The organism is Paraburkholderia sp. SIMBA_027 (assembly GCF_046535315.1).
Taxonomy (GTDB): Bacteria; Pseudomonadota; Gammaproteobacteria; order Burkholderiales; family Burkholderiaceae; genus Paraburkholderia; species Paraburkholderia tropica.
This window is the reverse complement of the sequence record NZ_JAWRWY010000028.1, coordinates 58132-73617: the sequence shown is the minus strand read 5'-3', so window position 1 is coordinate 73617 and position 15486 is coordinate 58132. Positions and strand designations below refer to the sequence as shown.

The window sequence follows — 15486 nt, the reverse complement described above, 5'->3', positions numbered from 1 at the left end:
ATATCAAGGACCCGACGCAGAATATCGTCTGGGTCACGCCGGAAGGTGGCGGCGGGCCGAATTATCCGAATATGTAAGCCCGATCACAGGCATAAAAAAACCGCTCCTCGGAGCGGTTTTTTTTATTGCGGCGCCGAAAGCACCCGGCGCACTGCATGCGCACGCAACGAATCACTCGTCGCTGGCCGCGATCTTCGGCGTCGTCACCACGACGTCGCCGTTCTGGGCGCGATGACGCATCGCGTGGTCGATCAGCACGAGCGCGAGCATGGCTTCGGCGATCGGCGTCGCGCGAATGCCCACGCACGGATCGTGGCGGCCGAAGGTTTCGACGACCGCGGGCTCGCCGGCTTTGTCGATCGAACGGCGCGGCGTGCGGATGCTCGATGTCGGCTTGATGGCGATCGACACGGTGATGTCCTGGCCGGTCGAAATGCCGCCGAGCACGCCGCCCGCGTGATTGCCGTGGAAACCGTTCGGCGTGAGTTCGTCGCCGTGCGTCGAGCCGCGTTGCGCGACGCTCGCGAAGCCCGCGCCGATCTCCACGCCCTTCACCGCGTTGATGCCCATCATGGCGTGCGCGATGTCGGCGTCGAGGCGGTCGAACAGCGGTTCGCCCCAGCCCACCGGCACGCCGCTCGCCACCACGTTGATGCGCGCGCCGATCGAGTCGCCGTCCTTGCGCAGCGCGTCCATGTAGTCCTCAAGCTGCGGCACGACGTCGGCGTTCGGCGCGAAGAACGGATTCTCGTGCACATGCTGCCAGTCGACGAACGGCACCGCGATCTCGCCGAGCGCGCTCATGTAGCCGCGCACTTCCACGCCGAAGCGCTCGCGCAGCCACTTCTTCGCGACCGCGCCCGCCGCGACCGTCGGCGCCGTCAGACGCGCCGACGAACGGCCGCCGCCGCGATAGTCGCGAATGCCGTACTTCTGCCAGTAGGTGTAGTCGGCGTGGCCCGGCCGGAAGGTCTCGACAATATTGCCGTAGTCCTTGCTGCGCTGGTCCGTGTTGCGGATCAGCAGCGCGATGGGCGTGCCCGTCGTGCGGCCTTCGAACACGCCGGAGAGAATTTCGACCTGATCGGCTTCCTGGCGCTGCGTGACGTGACGCGACGTGCCGGGACGGCGGCGGTCCAGATCGATCTGGATGTCGGCTTCGGTGAGCGCCATGCCGGGCGGGCAGCCGTCAATGACGCAGCCGATGGCCGGGCCGTGGGATTCGCCGAAGGTGGTGACGGTGAAAAGCGTACCGAGCGTGTTGCCGGACATGGCGGTCGTCCAAAGTGAATCGGGGAATCCGACATTATGCCAGTCCGCGCGGCGGGCCGCCCGGCTTGCCTCGCCCCACGCGCACACGCCGCGCGCACAACCCGCTAGCGGCGCGCGCCGCGCAACTCCGCCACGATCTCCTGCAAACCGTCGACAGTCACGTCGGCGGGCGCGATCGGCTCGCCCACCGCCAGCGTGAACCGGCTCGTCAGCCCGCGCCGTACCGGCCGCTCCTGGCCCGACGCCGCATGCCGCGAAAACGCGCTGCCCCACAGGCCGCGCAGCGCCATCGGCACCACGGGCGCGGGTGTGCGCTTGAGGATTTCCGTCACACCGTGGCGGAACGGATTCATGTCGCCGGTTTTCGTCAGCTTGCCTTCGGGGAAAATGCAGACCAGATCGCCCTCGGCGAGCGCCTGAGCGCAGGTGTCGTACGCTTTCGCAAGCAGCGTCGCGTCTTCGTGCGCCGGCGCGATCGGAATCGCCCTCGCGTGACGGAACAGCCAACCGAGCAGCGGCGAACGGAAAATCCGGTGATCCATCACGAAACGGATCGGACGCGGACTTTCGGCCATGATCACGACCGCATCGACATAGCTCACGTGATTGCAGACCAGCACCGCCGGACCTTCTGCGGGAATGCGCTCCGCATGCACGAGGCGCACGCGATAGATCGTGTGCACGAGCACCCACGCGACAAAACGCAGCAGAAACTCGGGCACCAGCCCGTAGATGTATGCGGCGACGACGATATTGAGCAGCGCCGTCGTCAGAAAAATGCCCGGAATGCCGACGCCCGCTGCCGTGAGCCCCATCGCCATCAGCGCCGAAACGATCATGAACAGCGAGTTCAGGATGTTGTTCGCGGCGATGATGCGTGCGCGGTGGCTCGGTTCGCTGCGGCTCTGGATCAGCGCGTAGAGCGGCACGCTATAGAAACCGCCGAACATGGCGAGCAGGAACAGGTCCGCGAGCACGCGCCAGTGCGCGGGCAGACTGAGGAATTCGCCGACCGACAGCAAATGCGGAGCGGCGGGCAGCGCGTGACTCGCAAAGAACAGGTCGATGCCGAACACGCTCATGCCGATCGAGCCGAGCGGCACGAGCCCGATCTCGATGCGTCGCCGCGACAGCTTTTCGCACAGCAGCGAGCCGAAACCGATCCCCAGCGAGAACATCGCGAGCAGCACGGTGACGACATCGGCATCGGCGAACAGCACGTCCTTCGCGAAATTGAAGAACGACGCCAGAAAGGTCGCGCCCACGAACCACAGCCACGAAATGCCGAGCAGGCTCAGGAAAACCGTGCGATTGCCGTGCGCGAGCCGCAGATTGCGCCAGGTTTCCGAGAACGGATTCCAGTTGATACGCAGCCCGGGCTGCGACGGCGCGCACGGCGGCACGAACGACGAGGCCACGCGCCCGATCAGCGCAATCGCGATGCACATGCCGCCCAGCCACCAGGCGCCCGCGGGCGTGGCGCTCTGCATGGCGGCTTGCGTAACCGTGACGGCGGCGCGAGGCGCATCGCTCGCGCCGATGCCCGCGGCAATACCGCCCATGATCGTGCCGATCAGAATCGCCACGAACGTGCCCATTTCGACGAGCCCATTGCCGCCAACGAGTTCGTCGTCGCCCAGATTCTGCGGCAGATACGCGTACTTGACCGGCCCGAACACGGTCGAATGCACGCCCATCAGAAACGTGCAGACATACAGCAGCGGCGCGCTGTGCATCCAGAAACCCGCCGCGCCGACCAGCATCACCGCGATCTCGAAAGTCTTGACCCAGCGCGTGAGCACGGCCTTGTCGTACTTGTCGGCGATCTGGCCCGATGTCGCGGAAAACAGCACGAACGGCACGATGAAAATCGCCGAAATCAGGAACGCGACGGTCTTCGGATCGACGCCGGAAAAACGCGCCGCCTGATACGTGACGAGCGACGTGAAGCCGATCTTGAACACGTTGTCGTTCATCGCGCCGAGGAATTGCGTCCAGAAAAACGGTGCGAAACGGCGCTGGCGCAGCAGCGCGAACTGCGAAGCGTGGGCGGTCGCCGCGCGGTCGGTGGTTTCCGTCGCGGGCAAGGAACGTTCGTTCATTGAGTGGGATTTATGCTGTCAGAGTCGAGCGCCAGACGTGAAAAAGCGCGCTTGACGCGCGCTTTTTGATGCTGGTTCGGACGGGCTCGCGCGTTTCAACGCGCCGGCTGACGTTCCTCTTCCGGCCAGTCGCGAATATAGGCCTTGAGCAGCTTGTTTTCGAAGCCTTGGGCCTCGACCACCGCCTTCGCCACGTCGTAGAACGAAATCACGCCCATCAGCGAACGGCTTTCCATGACCGGCAGGTAACGCACGTGATGCTCGAGCATCATGCGGCGCACTTCGTCCACTTCGGTTTCAGGCGTGCAGGTAATGGGATGGTCGTCCATGACCTTGCGGATCGTGCTGGTGCCGACGCTGCCGCCATTCGTACGCAGCGTCATGATGATCTCGCGGAACGTGAGCATGCCGACCAGATCGCCGTACTCCATGACGACGAGCGAGCCGATGTCGTGTTCGGCCATGGTGTTCACTGCTTCGTGCAGCGACGTGTCGGGCGTGACGGTGTAGAGCGTATTGCCCTTGACCTTGAGAATATCGCTCACACGCATGATGTGTCTCCTGTGCGGGCCCGGGCGCGTCCGACTCGGGTCCCTGGCAAAAAGGTCGACGGAAAAACCGTCAAATCGTGGGGGGAGATGCTGAAAAGATACCTACCTGTTTTCGATCCTAGCGGAAAGGGAGGCAAAAGAAAAGTCGCGGGACGGCGCGCCGATCGGCCCGAAACCCCTATGAATCGGCCCTGAAATGCTTTTCGCCGACGTATTTTTGCCGATGAGGCCGGGCTTTTCGCGCCTTGCCATCGTCTGTTCGCCGTATGCCGTCCGGCCAGGAGGCAGCGGCGCGCAGGGCCCGTCTGGCGGCGCTTTCAGGCGTTCTCACAGTCGCCGACGCGGGTTTCCGATGCGTCCCCGCACGCCCGGGCCGGTGATACGATGCCCTCACCTTTCACCCGTCGCCGGTTCGCGCCGGCCGTGCTGCCAGAATGTCCGATCCCCGCTTCGACACGCTCGCGCTACATGCCGGCGCCGCCCCCGACCCCGTCACCGGCGCGCGCGCCACGCCGATTTATCAGACCACGTCGTTTTCGTTCCGCGATACCGACCACGCCGCCGCGCTCTTCAACATGGAGCGCGCGGGCCATGTGTACTCGCGCATCTCGAATCCCACGGTCGCCGTGTTCGAGGAACGCGTCGCGGCGCTCGAAGGCGGCGCCGGCGCGATTGGCACCGCCAGCGGCCAGGCGGCGCTGCATCTGGCGATCGCCACGCTGATGGGCGCGGGTGCGCATATTGTCGCGTCGGCGGCGCTCTATGGCGGCTCGCACAACCTGCTCGACTACACGCTGCGCCGCTTCGGCATCGAGACCACCTTCGTGAAACCGGGCGATCTCGACGCCTGGCGCGCGGCGTTGCGGCCCAACACGCGTCTGCTGTTTGGCGAAACGCTTGGTAATCCCGGCCTCGATGTGCTCGACATCGCCGCCGTCGCGCAGATCGCACACGACCATCGCGTGCCGCTGCTCGTCGACTCCACCTTCACCACGCCGTATCTGCTGCGCCCGTTCGATCATGGCGCGGATTTCGTCTATCACTCGGCCACCAAGTTTCTCGGCGGCCACGGCACGACCATCGGCGGCGTGCTGGTGGACGGCGGCACCTTCGACTTCGAGGCGTCGGGGCGCTTTCCCGAATTCACGGAACCCTACGCGGGCTTTCACGGCATGGTGTTCAGCGAGGAAAGCAGCGTCGCGCCCTTGTTGCTGCGCGCGCGCCGCGAAGGCCTGCGCGACTTCGGCGCCTGTCTGCATCCGCAAGCTGCGTGGCAGTTGCTGCAAGGGATCGAAACGCTGCCGCTGCGCATGGAACGGCATGTGGCCAACACACGGCGCGTGGTCGAGTTTCTCGACTCGCACGACGCGGTGGAGACGGTCGCCTATCCGGAACTGCCGGACCATCCCGACCACGCGCTCGCCCGGCGGCTGCTGCCGCGCGGCGCGGGCGCGGTGTTCAGCTTCGACCTCGCGGGCGGCCGCGACGCGGGCAAGCGGTTCATCGAATCGCTCGCGCTGTTCTCGCACCTCGCGAATGTCGGCGACGCGCGCTCGCTCGTGATCCATCCCGCCTCCACCACGCATTTCCGCATGGACGAGGCGGCGCTTGCCGCGGCGGGCATCGGCGCGGGCACGATCCGTCTGTCGATCGGTCTGGAAGACCCCGACGATCTGATCGACGACCTCAAGCGAGCGCTCAAGATTTCGCAGAAAGCGCCCGCCAATGCGCGTGCATCCGGCGCGGCCGCGCGCAAGGAGGCGTCATGATCGTCGATGTCGCGGGCAAAGCGGCTTACGCCTACACGGGCGGGCGGGCGTTCGATCCCCAACGGCCCATCGCCGTTTTCGTGCACGGCGCGCAGCACGATCACAGCGTCTGGGCGCTGCAATCGCGCTATTTCGCGCATCACGGCTTCAGCGTGCTGGCCGTCGATCTGCCCGGCCATATGCGCAGCGCGGGTCCGGCGCTCAAGAGCATCGGCGCGCTGGCCGACTGGCTGGCCGCGCTGCTCGACGCGGTGTGCCCGGCCGACAAGCAAGATATTTTCGTCGCGGGCCACAGCATGGGTTCGCTCGTCACGCTCGAATTCGCGGCGCGTTATCCGGCCCGGGCCGCGTGCATCGCGCTGCTCGCCACGGCCTTCCCGATGGCGGTATCGCCCGCGCTGCTGGAAGCGGCCCGCGAGCGCGAGGACGAAGCCATTGCGCTCGTCAACGCGTGGTCGCATTCCACGCTCGCGGCCAAGCCGTCGAGCCCCGGCCCGGGCGCGTGGCTGCGCGGCATGAACCAGCGGCTGATGGAGCGTGTGTCCGCGCACGGCGAGCCGCAGCTTTTTCACACCGACTTCGCTGCCTGCAACGCGTACGCAAACGGCCTGACCAGCGCCGCCGAAGTGCGCTGCCCGGTGCGGCTGATCGTTGGACAGCGCGACGCCATGACGCCGCCGCGTGCCGCCCGCGCCATCGCTGACGCGTTGACTCAGGCGCGTGAAGTGGACACCGTCGCGCTCGACGCCGGACACGCGCTGATGACGGAGCAGCCCGACGCCACGCTCGACGCACTCTATCGCTTCGCCGCGCCAAGGGTCGGAAACGGCTGAGCAGCGGGCATACAAGCATGTGAAACGCTGCCGCCGGACGCGCGCCAACCCGCCACGCATCACCTGCCGTTTGTCCGGGTTGCACGGTCGTTCGATTCGCCGCAGAATGGTTTCTGGCCGCGCAGCGAGGCGGCTTTCGGGCGCGCACCTTGCGCCTCGGCCCTCAAGCGCTCGCCGGTCAAGCCGGAAGCGCAACGGAGGAGACAATGAGCCACGCCACCCACACCGAGCAACACTTCGCGAATTTCGCGCAGTTCTATCCGTTCTACCTGAGCGAGCACAGCAACCTCATGTCGCGGCGCCTGCATTTCGTGGGCTCGCTGGGGGTGATCGGCTGCGTCGCCATGGCCATCGCCACCGGCAACTGGCTCTGGCTGCCCGCCGCCGTCGTGTGCGGCTACGGCTTCGCGTGGGTCGGGCATTTCGTGTTCGAGAAGAACCGCCCCGCCACGTTCCGCCATCCCATCTATAGCCTGATGGGCGATTGGGTCATGTTTTCGGATATCTGCCGCGGAAAGATTTCGCTCTAGCCGACGCGGCCAGTGCCCAATGCAAGCGGCCGTTCGCGCCGCTTGCCCGCCTCAACCCGCAGGATGCGGCAGCGCAGGGGGGGAGTCGCCCGCCTCCGCCAGCCGCGCGAGTTCGCGGCGCGCGGCCAGCAAGGAAGCCAGCGAGATCGACAGCTTGTCGTTTTCCAGCGCGGCCAGCAGCGTATGCGAATCGATATCGCTCGACTTGAGCTGATACGCCAGTTCCTCGCGGTCGATCACGAAACGCCCGAAAATCCGCTCCACGGAAATGCGCGCGGGATTCGCGATCAGCACGTAATGCGGCTTCGCGCCGTCCATTTCCAGCCGGGCGATCAGTTCGTCGTCTTCGAGGCCCGCCATGAGCCGTGTCACCGTCGCGAGGTCGCGGCGCAGCAGTTGCGCGAGTTGCTCGCCGGTCATGCCGGGTCGGCCGGCGTCGCGCGTTTCCGCGAGGCCCGCCAGCAATTCGAGCGCGTCGAGCAGATCGCTACCCGGAAAGCGCGGACGGTTGAAGCGCCCGGTGCGGATTTCCGGCAACGCCGAGGTAATCATCGCGCCCACCAGCGTGATGAACCAGCTCAGATACATCCAGAGCAGGAACATCGGCGCCGCCGCGAACGCGCCGTACACCGCCGTATAAGTGGGAATGCGGCGCACGTAATAACCGAAGCCGCGCTTGGCCAGCTCGAACGCAATCGCCGCCGCCACGCCGCCCACCAACGCGTCGCGCCACTGCACGCGGCAATTCGGCAGATAGACATAGAGCATCGTGAACGCGAGCGCCGTCAGCGGCAGCGAGGCGCTGATCAGCAGCCAGTCGAACACCATCGAGACATGCTGCTCGGTGGCAATCGCGAGCGAGCGCGTGAACAGATACGACGAAATCGACAGACTCACGCCAATCAGGATCGGCCCGAGCGTGAGAATCGCCCAGTACACCAGCACGCGCTGCGCGAACGGGCGCGCCTTGCGCACGCGCCAGATCAGATTGAAGGCCGATTCGACCGTCATCATCGTCATGACGGAGGTCACGAAGAGCACGATCATGCCCATGGTCGTGAGGCCCTTTGCCTTCGACGCGAACTGGTTCAGGTACTTGAAGATCTGACTGTTGATCTGCGCCGGCATCAGGTGGTCGGCGAGAAAACCCTGAAGGGAATTCTGGAATGACGCGAAGATGGGAAACGCCGTAAACAGCGCGAACGCCACGGTGGCGAGCGGCACGAGCGAGAGCATCGTCGTGAACGTGAGGCTGCCCGCAACCTGGGGAATGCGATCCTCGCGACTACGCCGCGCCGCGAAGCGCGCGAGACGCTTCACGATATCGAGATCGATCCGGACTTTCGACAACACATCCATTGGCCTGCCCTGCTGAAACGATGCGTCTAACGAGGTGCGTCTGACGAGAAAGCATCAACCGTTGGGCCGCATCGGCGGCGAACCCAACCCCTATAATATCCCGTCCACCGACGAGGTCCGATGAAACCGATTCTTGTGCTCTACTACAGCCGCCATGGCGCCACGCGCGAACTCGCGCGCGCCATCGCCCAGGGCATCGACAGCGTGCCGGGCGCCGAGTCGCGCGTGCGCACGGTCCCGCCCGTGTCCACGGTCTGCGAAGCCACTGCGCCCGACATTCCCGACGACGGCCCGCCCTACGCGGAGCTGCGCGACCTCGAGGAATGCGCCGGCCTCGCGCTCGGCTCGCCCACGCGCTTCGGCAACATGGCCGCGCCGCTCAAGTATTTTCTCGACGGCACCACGCCGCAGTGGCTCGCGGGCGCGCTCGCGGGCAAGCCTGGCTGCGTGTTCACCTCCACCGGCAGCCTGCACGGCGGCCAGGAAAGCACGCTGCTCTCGATGATGCTGCCGCTGCTGCATCACGGCATGCTGCTGGTGGGCATTCCCTACACCGAAAGCGCGCTCGCCTCGACCGAAGGCGGCGGCACGCCTTACGGCGCCTCGCATCACGCGCGCCCGGACGGACGCAACCACGGCCTGAGCGCCGACGAAAAAGCGCTCGCGGTCGCGCTGGGCGTGCGGCTCGCACGTTCGGCGCTGGCGCTCGCTCAAGGCGAACGGCCGTGAATCGCGCGGACGAAGCGGACAAACCAGCGAACGCTGATCATGCGGCCAAGGCTGCTTCCACCGCCTCGTCCGCCACGGAGCCGCGCACTTTACCGTCATCGGGCAATTCGCGTCGCGACGATGTGCCGATGCGCGACATCGGACCGGAATCGACATCAACGTTTGCCAGCGATCTCGCAGCAATCGGCGCGCCGGGCCGCGTCGCCGGCCGACGCTTTGCCGCGCTCGGCGCCTTTGCGATGCTGGCCGCGCTCACGCTGCTCTGCCTTGCCTGGGAATGGCGGCTCGCGCCGCTGCGCCCCGGCGGCAGCGCGCTCGTGCTCAAAGCGCTGCCGCTCGCCTGCGCGCTACCCGGCGTGCTGCGGCGACGGCTTTATACGCTGCAATGGGCGTCGATGCTGGTGCTGCTCTACTTCGCCGAAGGCATCGTGCGCGGCATGACCGATCCCGCGCCGGGCAATCTGCTCGGCTGGGTCGAGGTGGCGCTGTCGACCGGCTTCTTTGCCTGCGCGCTGGCTTACGTCGCGCCTTACAAGCGGGCAGCGCGGCGCGCGAAACGCGGGGCACAATAAGGCTGCGCGTCTGGGTACGACAGTTGGGTGCGACAACTGGGGACGACATCTGGCGCGCCGTCAACAAAGTCTCAAAGCAGCCTCGATAAGCACACTGCCCGCGCCGCGCCCGGCAGCGCGTCCGACGTGTCAAACTAGCCCTTTGGCCGTCCCGCCACGCCGCGCCGACATCACGCCACGCGCAGCAAGCACACGCCCCGAACAGCACCGATCCGCACCGAACAAGCCCAACCGACATCGAACAACAGCGCCCGCACGCCGCCACCGCCGACGCGCCCGCCCGAGACACCCGACTCACCATGACCGACACCCAAGCCTCCGTCCAGCCCGCCTTCCTCGACGCCTGCGCCGCCGCCATCGGTGCGCAGCACGTGCTCACCGACGCCCACGACACCGCGCCCTACCTCGCCGACTGGCGCAAGCGCTATCAGGGCGCGGCGTTCGCGGTGCTCTGCCCGGCCAACGCCGATGAAGTCGCCGCCATCGTGAAACTCGCGCACGCCCATCGCGTCGCGATCGTGCCGCAGGGCGGCAACACGGGCCTGGCAGGCGGCGCGACGCCCGACACGAGCGGCGCGCAAGCGGTCCTGAGCCTGCGCCGCCTGAATCGCGTGCGCGAGATCGACGCGCACAACAACACCATCACCGTCGAAGCGGGCGTGATCCTCGCCGAAGTGCAGGCGCGCGCCGCCGACGCGGGTCGTCTGTTCCCGCTCTCGCTCGCCGCGGAAGGCAGCTGTACGATCGGCGGCAATCTGTCGACCAACGCAGGCGGCACCGGCGTGCTGCGCTACGGCAACACGCGCGAGCTGTGTCTCGGTCTCGAAGTGGTCACGCCGCAAGGCGAACTCTGGGACGGCCTGCGCGGACTGCGCAAGGACAACACGGGCTACGATCTGCGCGATCTGTTCATCGGCGCGGAAGGCACGCTCGGCATCATCACGGCGGCGGTCATGAAGCTCCATCCGCAACCGGCGGCGCGCGTCACCGCGCTCGCGGCGCTCGGCTCGGCCCACGCCGCGCTCGACTTTCTCTCGCTCGCGCAGCGCTACGCGGGCCCGCTACTGACCGGCTTCGAGCTGATGTCGGACTTCTGCATGCAGCTCGTCAATCGTCACTTCCCGCAACTGCGCTATCCGTTCCAGGCGCGCCACGCGCAGGTCGTGCTGCTCGAACTCTCGGATAACGAAAGCGAGGAACACGGCCGCGCGCTGTTCGAGAAGCTGATGGAAGCGGCGCTCGAACAAGGTCTCGTCGACGACGCCGTGGTCGCCGAAAACCTCACGCAGTCGCAGGCGTTCTGGAATATCCGCGAGCACATTCCGCTCGCGCAGGCGCAGGAAGGGCTGAACGTGAAACACGACATCGGCGTGCCGATTTCGCGCATCGGCCACTTCATCGAGGAAACCGACGCCGAAATCGCCCGCACGGTGCCCGGCGCGCGCATGGTCACGTTCGGCCATCTCGGCGACGGCAATCTGCACTACAACGTGCAGGCGCCCGAGGGCGGCGACCCAAAGCGCTTTCTTGCGGAAAACGAGAAAACGCTGAACCGCATCGTCTACGACAGCGTCGCGCGTCATCGCGGCACGATCAGTGCGGAACACGGCCTCGGCCAGTTGAAAGTCGACGAAAACGCGCACTACAAGAGCGAAGTCGAAATGGCGATGATGCGCGCGATCAAGCACGCGCTCGATCCGCTCGATCTGATGAATCCGGGCAAAGTGATTCGCTGAAGACGTCGCTGAACCCGTCGCTGAATGCGCAAGGAGCCAATGTGAAAGTTCGCGTGCTGTCCGATCTGCATCTGGAAAACGACGAGCCGGACCTGATCCCGCACGCCGACGCCGACCTCGTCGTGCTCGCGGGCGACATCCACAATCACGGGCTCGGGCTGCGCTGGGCCGCCGAGACCTTCGACGCGGACGTGCCGGTGATCTACGTGCCGGGCAATCACGAGTATTACGACGGCGAACTCGGCGCGCTCGAAGCGGCGATGCGCGACGCCGCCGCGACGCTCGACAACGTCCACTTCCTGAACAACGGCGTCTATGTCGATCCGCAGGGCCGCTATCGCGTGCTCGGCACGACGCTGTGGGCCGACTTCGCGCTGTTCGGCGCGAGCGACGCGGCGCGCGAAGCCGCCATCGCGGCGGCGCTGCGCGTGATGCTCGATTTCAAGGGTTTGATTCAGGTGTCCTGGCCGGACAGTCCGCAAGCGGGCGCGCGCGATTTCACGCCCGCGGATTCGCTCGCGCTGCATGCTCGCTCGCGCGCGTGGCTGGAGGCGGAACTGGCGAAGCCGTTTGCGGGCAAGACGATCGTGGTGACGCACCACGCGCCGCATCGGCAGAGCCTGGCGGCGCGTTATGCGACCGATCCGGTGTCGGCGGGATTCGTGAGCGATCTCGGCGCGCTGGTGGGTGCGCCCGCCGCGCTCTGGGTGCACGGCCACACGCATACGTGCTTCGACTACACGGTCGGCGGCACGCGCGTGGTGTGCAATCCGCGCGGTTATCGCGACCGGCGCACGGGCCTGCCGGAGAATCCGGCCTTCGCGTGGGACAAGGTCGTGGAAATTTAAGTCAGACGAAGCGTTGCCGCTTCATGGCAGCCGGCTCGCGAACGGAGCCGGCTCGGTGAGGCAAGGAAAGCTGGCGCGCGCTAAATTGGGCTCGATCGCGCTAAATCGCGCTTGATCGCGACAATCAGCGCAGCGGCCGCGAACGATCAACCGGGCGCTGCACGCGCAGGGCGACGGGCTGGAGCTGCGCGCGGCGCATGCGCAGCAGGTCGCGCGATGCGGCGATGCCGATCAGGCCCATCATCACGGCGATGCCGATCATCAGATGCGTATCCATGGAAATCCTCGGGTTCTGGCGAATTGACGTTTCAGTCCCGCTACCTTACCAAGCCGCCCCGCGGCCGTGCGTAAGCAAGTGTTGCGAGAACCCGATCCTGTAACAGCGTGTCACGGTCCGCCCCAAAAACGGCCGGGCCGGCGCCCTGCGCGTTCAGGTATTCACTCAGGTGCGCGCGAAACGACGCAGTTCGGCCTGATCCTCGGCGAGCGTCGTCGGCAGCTTTTCGCGCAGCAGCTCGACCCATGTGCGGATCTTCGCATCGAGATACTGGCGCGACGGATACATCGCGTAGACGTTCATCTCCTGCGAGGTGTACTCGGGCAGGATCCAGACGAGTTCGCCGCTGCGCAGACCGCTGATCGCCGAATAAATCGGCAGCAGCCCCACGCCCATGCCCTCGCTCACCGCCACGGCCAGCGCCTCGGCCACGTTCACCTGGAACGTGGGCGCCGCGCCCAGATCGATCGTCTCGTTGCCGTTCGGGCCGCTGAACTGCCATTGCGACACCGGAAACACCGGCGTCACGAGTTGCAGACAGGTGTGGTTGACGAGATCGGCGGGCTTTTGCGGCACGCCGCGCCGCTCCAGATAGGCGGGCGATGCGCACGCAATGCTGAACGCGCTCGTCAACCGCTGCGAGACGAAACCCGAATCGGGCAGATCGGTCGCCAGCACGAGCGCGACGTCGTAGCCCTCGTCGAGCAGGTCCGGCATGCGCTGCGCGAGCGTCAGCTCCACCTGCACGTCCGGATACATCTGTTGATACTGCCCCACCGCCGGCACCACATAGTGCTGGCCGAAGCTCGTCATGGCATGGACCTTGAGCTTGCCCGACGGACGCGCATGCGCGTCGCCGGCCTCGGCTTCCGCCTGATCGACGTACGCCAGGATCTGCTCGCAACGTTGCAGATAACGCTCGCCAGCCTCGGTGAGCGCGATGCGGCGCGTCGTGCGGTTCAGCAGACGCGTGCGCAGATGCGCCTCCAGATCGGAGACCGCGCGCGACGCGTACGCCGTCGTCGTATTCAGGTGCTGAGCCGCGCCGGTGAAGCTGCCGGCTTCGACCACCCGCACGAATACCCGCATGTTTTGAAGCGTATCCATACCAATCCTCTATCTGACGGACGAATTGTTACACGTTTCGTAAAATCTATTATCTCACATCCCGTAAAAATGCCTTGCATCCTTACCAGTTATTCGCCAATCGAGCAAAAAATATAATGACGCACAGTGATCTATAGCCAAGTTAAGGAGTAAAACGTGCAGTCACCGGTACCGAAAGGACTCGCCGCACTCACGGTTCTTACGTTCTCGTTGATAATCGCGGGCTGCGCCAGTACCGGGGGAATCGCACCGCAAGCGAAACACGTGGAAGCGGCCGATCTGGACGCGGGCACGGCTATCCGCGCCGCCAATACCGACGCGCAATGGCCCGCCAGCGACTGGTGGCGCGCCTATAACGACCCGCAGCTCAATGCCTGGATCGAAGCCTCGATCGCGGGCAATCCGACGCTCTCGGGCGCGCAGGCACGCGTTCGCGAAGCGCGCGCGATGGCGGGCGTCGCCCAGGCCGGCCTGCTGCCGCAAATCAACGGCAGTATGTCGGTGCAGCGCCAGCACTGGTCGGACAATATCTATTACGGCCCCGGCTCGCTCGCTAATTCGAATACGTGGAACAACACGGCCTCGCTCGGCCTGTCCTATCACCTCGATCTCTGGGGGCAGGACAAGAACAACGCCGAGCGCGCGCTCGACATGGCGCACGCCACGGCCGCCGACGCGCGCGCCGCACAGCTCGAACTCGAAGCGAACGTCACGCGCGCCTACATCGAAATGTCGATGAACTACGCGCTGCTCGACATCGCGAAGCAGACGCTCGGCGAACAGCAGAAAATTCTCGCGCTCGCGCAGCGCCGCCTGAAGGGCGGTATCGGCACCCAGCTCGAAGTGAGCCAGGCCGAAACGCCGCTGCCCGAGTACGAACGCCAGATCGACGCGCTGGAAGAATCGATCGCGCTCGGCAAGAACCAGCTCGCGGCGCTCGCGGGCAAGGGTCCGGGCGCGGGCGAATCCATCACGCGTCCGGCGCTCGTGCTGTCGGCGCCGGCCGGCCTGCCCTCGGCGCTGCCGGCGGAGCTGATCGGCCATCGCCCGGATGTCGTGGCGGCGCGCTGGACCGTCGCCGCCCAGGCGCGGGGCATCGACGTGGCGAAGGCGGACTTCTATCCGAACGTGAACCTGCTGGTGTCGATGGGCGGCTATGCCGCCGCCGGCCCGCTATTCCAGTTCCTCAAGTCGATGAGCGGCAGCTACGCGGCCGGTCCCGCGTTGTCACTGCCGATTTTCGACGGCGGACGCCTGCGCGCGCAACTCGGCGCGCAGTCGGCGGAATACGACTTTGCGGTCGATCAGTACAACCAGACGATCGTCACCGCGCTCAAGGAAATCGCCGACCAGGTCGTGCGCATGCGCTCGCTGGCGACCCAGGAAGAAGACGCGCATCGCTCGGTCGCGGCCGCGCAGCGCAACTACGACCTCTCGCAGGAAGGCTATCGCCGCGGTCTGACCGACTATCTGAACGTGCTGATCGCGCGATCGCAGCTGCTGCGTGCGCAGGAAGGCGTGGCGCGCATTCAGGCCGAACGTCTGGGCGCGCACGCGACGCTCGTGACGGCGCTGGGCGGCGGCGTGGTCGACGCATCGAACGATCCGTCCGCGAAGGGCCCGACGCAGGCCGAGCAATTGCCCGCGCACGGCAAGAAGACGCGCTCGATCCCGCTGATGCCGGCCGCGCTGCTCGCGCCGAAGTCCGGCGGCGAGAATGCCGACAGCGCGGATAGCACCGCGGGCGCGGCCACGTCGGCGACCCCGGCGGCGAACCCGGCGGCAAGCCCGGCGAACTGAG

General features: G+C 66.2%; 15 protein-coding genes. 9 read left to right on the top strand and 6 right to left on the bottom strand.

Annotated features, from left to right (window positions below):
• On the top strand, positions 1–77 hold a 77-nt coding region (locus SB764_RS35455), incomplete at its 5' end, for a 4Fe-4S dicluster domain-containing protein (protein ID WP_133168007.1).
• A 94-nt stretch (positions 78–171) separates the two neighbouring features.
• Here the strand turns inward: SB764_RS35455 and aroC are convergent.
• The 3 genes from aroC to SB764_RS35440 all read right to left on the bottom strand — a co-directional run bounded on the left by aroC (position 172) and on the right by SB764_RS35440 (position 3925).
• Entirely contained in the window at positions 172–1272 is a 1101-nt protein-coding gene (gene aroC / locus SB764_RS35450) for a chorismate synthase (RefSeq protein WP_065065852.1), read from the bottom strand.
• Positions 1273–1376: 104 nt separating this feature from the next.
• Positions 1377–3374 carry an MFS transporter gene (locus tag SB764_RS35445; protein WP_410866194.1) on the bottom strand — a complete coding sequence of 666 codons (1998 nt, stop codon included), beginning with the start codon at positions 3372–3374 and terminating at the stop codon, positions 1377–1379.
• Positions 3375–3469: 95 nt separating this feature from the next.
• Positions 3470–3925, bottom strand: a complete 456-nt coding sequence (locus SB764_RS35440; protein ID WP_065065854.1) for a CBS domain-containing protein — start codon at positions 3923–3925, stop codon at positions 3470–3472.
• Between the two features lie 434 nt (positions 3926–4359).
• On the opposite strand from SB764_RS35440, the gene SB764_RS35435 reads away from it, so the two are divergent.
• From SB764_RS35435 to SB764_RS35425, 3 genes are all read left to right on the top strand, one after another.
• Positions 4360–5694, top strand: a complete 1335-nt coding sequence (locus SB764_RS35435) for an O-acetylhomoserine aminocarboxypropyltransferase (RefSeq protein ID WP_410866193.1) — start codon at positions 4360–4362, stop codon at positions 5692–5694.
• Positions 5691–6527, top strand: a complete 837-nt coding sequence (locus tag SB764_RS35430) for an alpha/beta fold hydrolase (protein WP_110329537.1) — start codon at positions 5691–5693, stop codon at positions 6525–6527. The genes SB764_RS35435 and SB764_RS35430 overlap by 4 nt, the downstream gene beginning before the upstream one ends.
• A 206-nt stretch (positions 6528–6733) precedes the next feature.
• On the top strand, positions 6734–7057 hold the full coding sequence (locus SB764_RS35425) for an Mpo1-like protein (RefSeq protein WP_065065857.1): 324 nt from the start codon (positions 6734–6736) through the stop codon (positions 7055–7057).
• A gap of 51 nt (positions 7058–7108) precedes the next feature.
• On the opposite strand, the gene SB764_RS35420 is transcribed toward SB764_RS35425, so the two are convergent.
• A complete protein-coding gene (locus tag SB764_RS35420) occupies positions 7109–8416 on the bottom strand; it encodes a YihY family inner membrane protein (RefSeq protein ID WP_321858432.1) in 1308 nt (435 codons plus the stop codon).
• 120 nt (positions 8417–8536) lie between these two features.
• Here SB764_RS35420 and wrbA point away from each other — a divergent pair, with 120 nt between their 5' ends.
• The 4 genes from wrbA (at position 8537) to SB764_RS35400 (ending at position 12301) form a co-directional block, all read left to right on the top strand.
• Complete coding sequence (gene wrbA / locus SB764_RS35415) at positions 8537–9145, top strand: NAD(P)H:quinone oxidoreductase (RefSeq protein ID WP_065065858.1); 609 nt, start codon at positions 8537–8539, stop codon at positions 9143–9145.
• Between the two features lie 128 nt (positions 9146–9273).
• Positions 9274–9717: a DUF2069 domain-containing protein gene (locus SB764_RS35410; RefSeq protein WP_065065859.1), complete on the top strand. Its 444-nt coding sequence runs from the start codon at positions 9274–9276 to the stop codon at positions 9715–9717.
• Between the two features lie 299 nt (positions 9718–10016).
• Complete coding sequence (locus SB764_RS35405) at positions 10017–11453, top strand: FAD-binding oxidoreductase (protein WP_065065860.1); 1437 nt, start codon at positions 10017–10019, stop codon at positions 11451–11453.
• Positions 11454–11494: 41 nt separating this feature from the next.
• Positions 11495–12301, top strand: coding sequence for a metallophosphoesterase (locus SB764_RS35400; protein WP_110329539.1), 807 nt, complete (start codon positions 11495–11497; stop codon positions 12299–12301).
• A 124-nt stretch (positions 12302–12425) separates the two neighbouring features.
• Here the strand turns inward: SB764_RS35400 and SB764_RS35395 are convergent, their stop codons facing one another.
• Both SB764_RS35395 and SB764_RS35390 read right to left on the bottom strand, forming a co-directional pair.
• On the bottom strand, positions 12426–12578 hold the full coding sequence (locus SB764_RS35395) for a hypothetical protein (protein ID WP_167371430.1): 153 nt from the start codon (positions 12576–12578) through the stop codon (positions 12426–12428).
• A gap of 165 nt (positions 12579–12743) precedes the next feature.
• Entirely contained in the window at positions 12744–13685 is a 942-nt protein-coding gene (locus SB764_RS35390; protein WP_065065862.1) for a LysR family transcriptional regulator, read from the bottom strand.
• Positions 13686–13841: 156 nt separating this feature from the next.
• Between SB764_RS35390 and SB764_RS35385 the strand changes: the two genes are divergently transcribed.
• Positions 13842–15485 carry an efflux transporter outer membrane subunit gene (locus SB764_RS35385; protein WP_410866192.1) on the top strand — a complete coding sequence of 548 codons (1644 nt, stop codon included), beginning with the start codon at positions 13842–13844 and terminating at the stop codon, positions 15483–15485.
• The last annotated feature ends 1 nt before the right edge of the window (position 15486 follow it).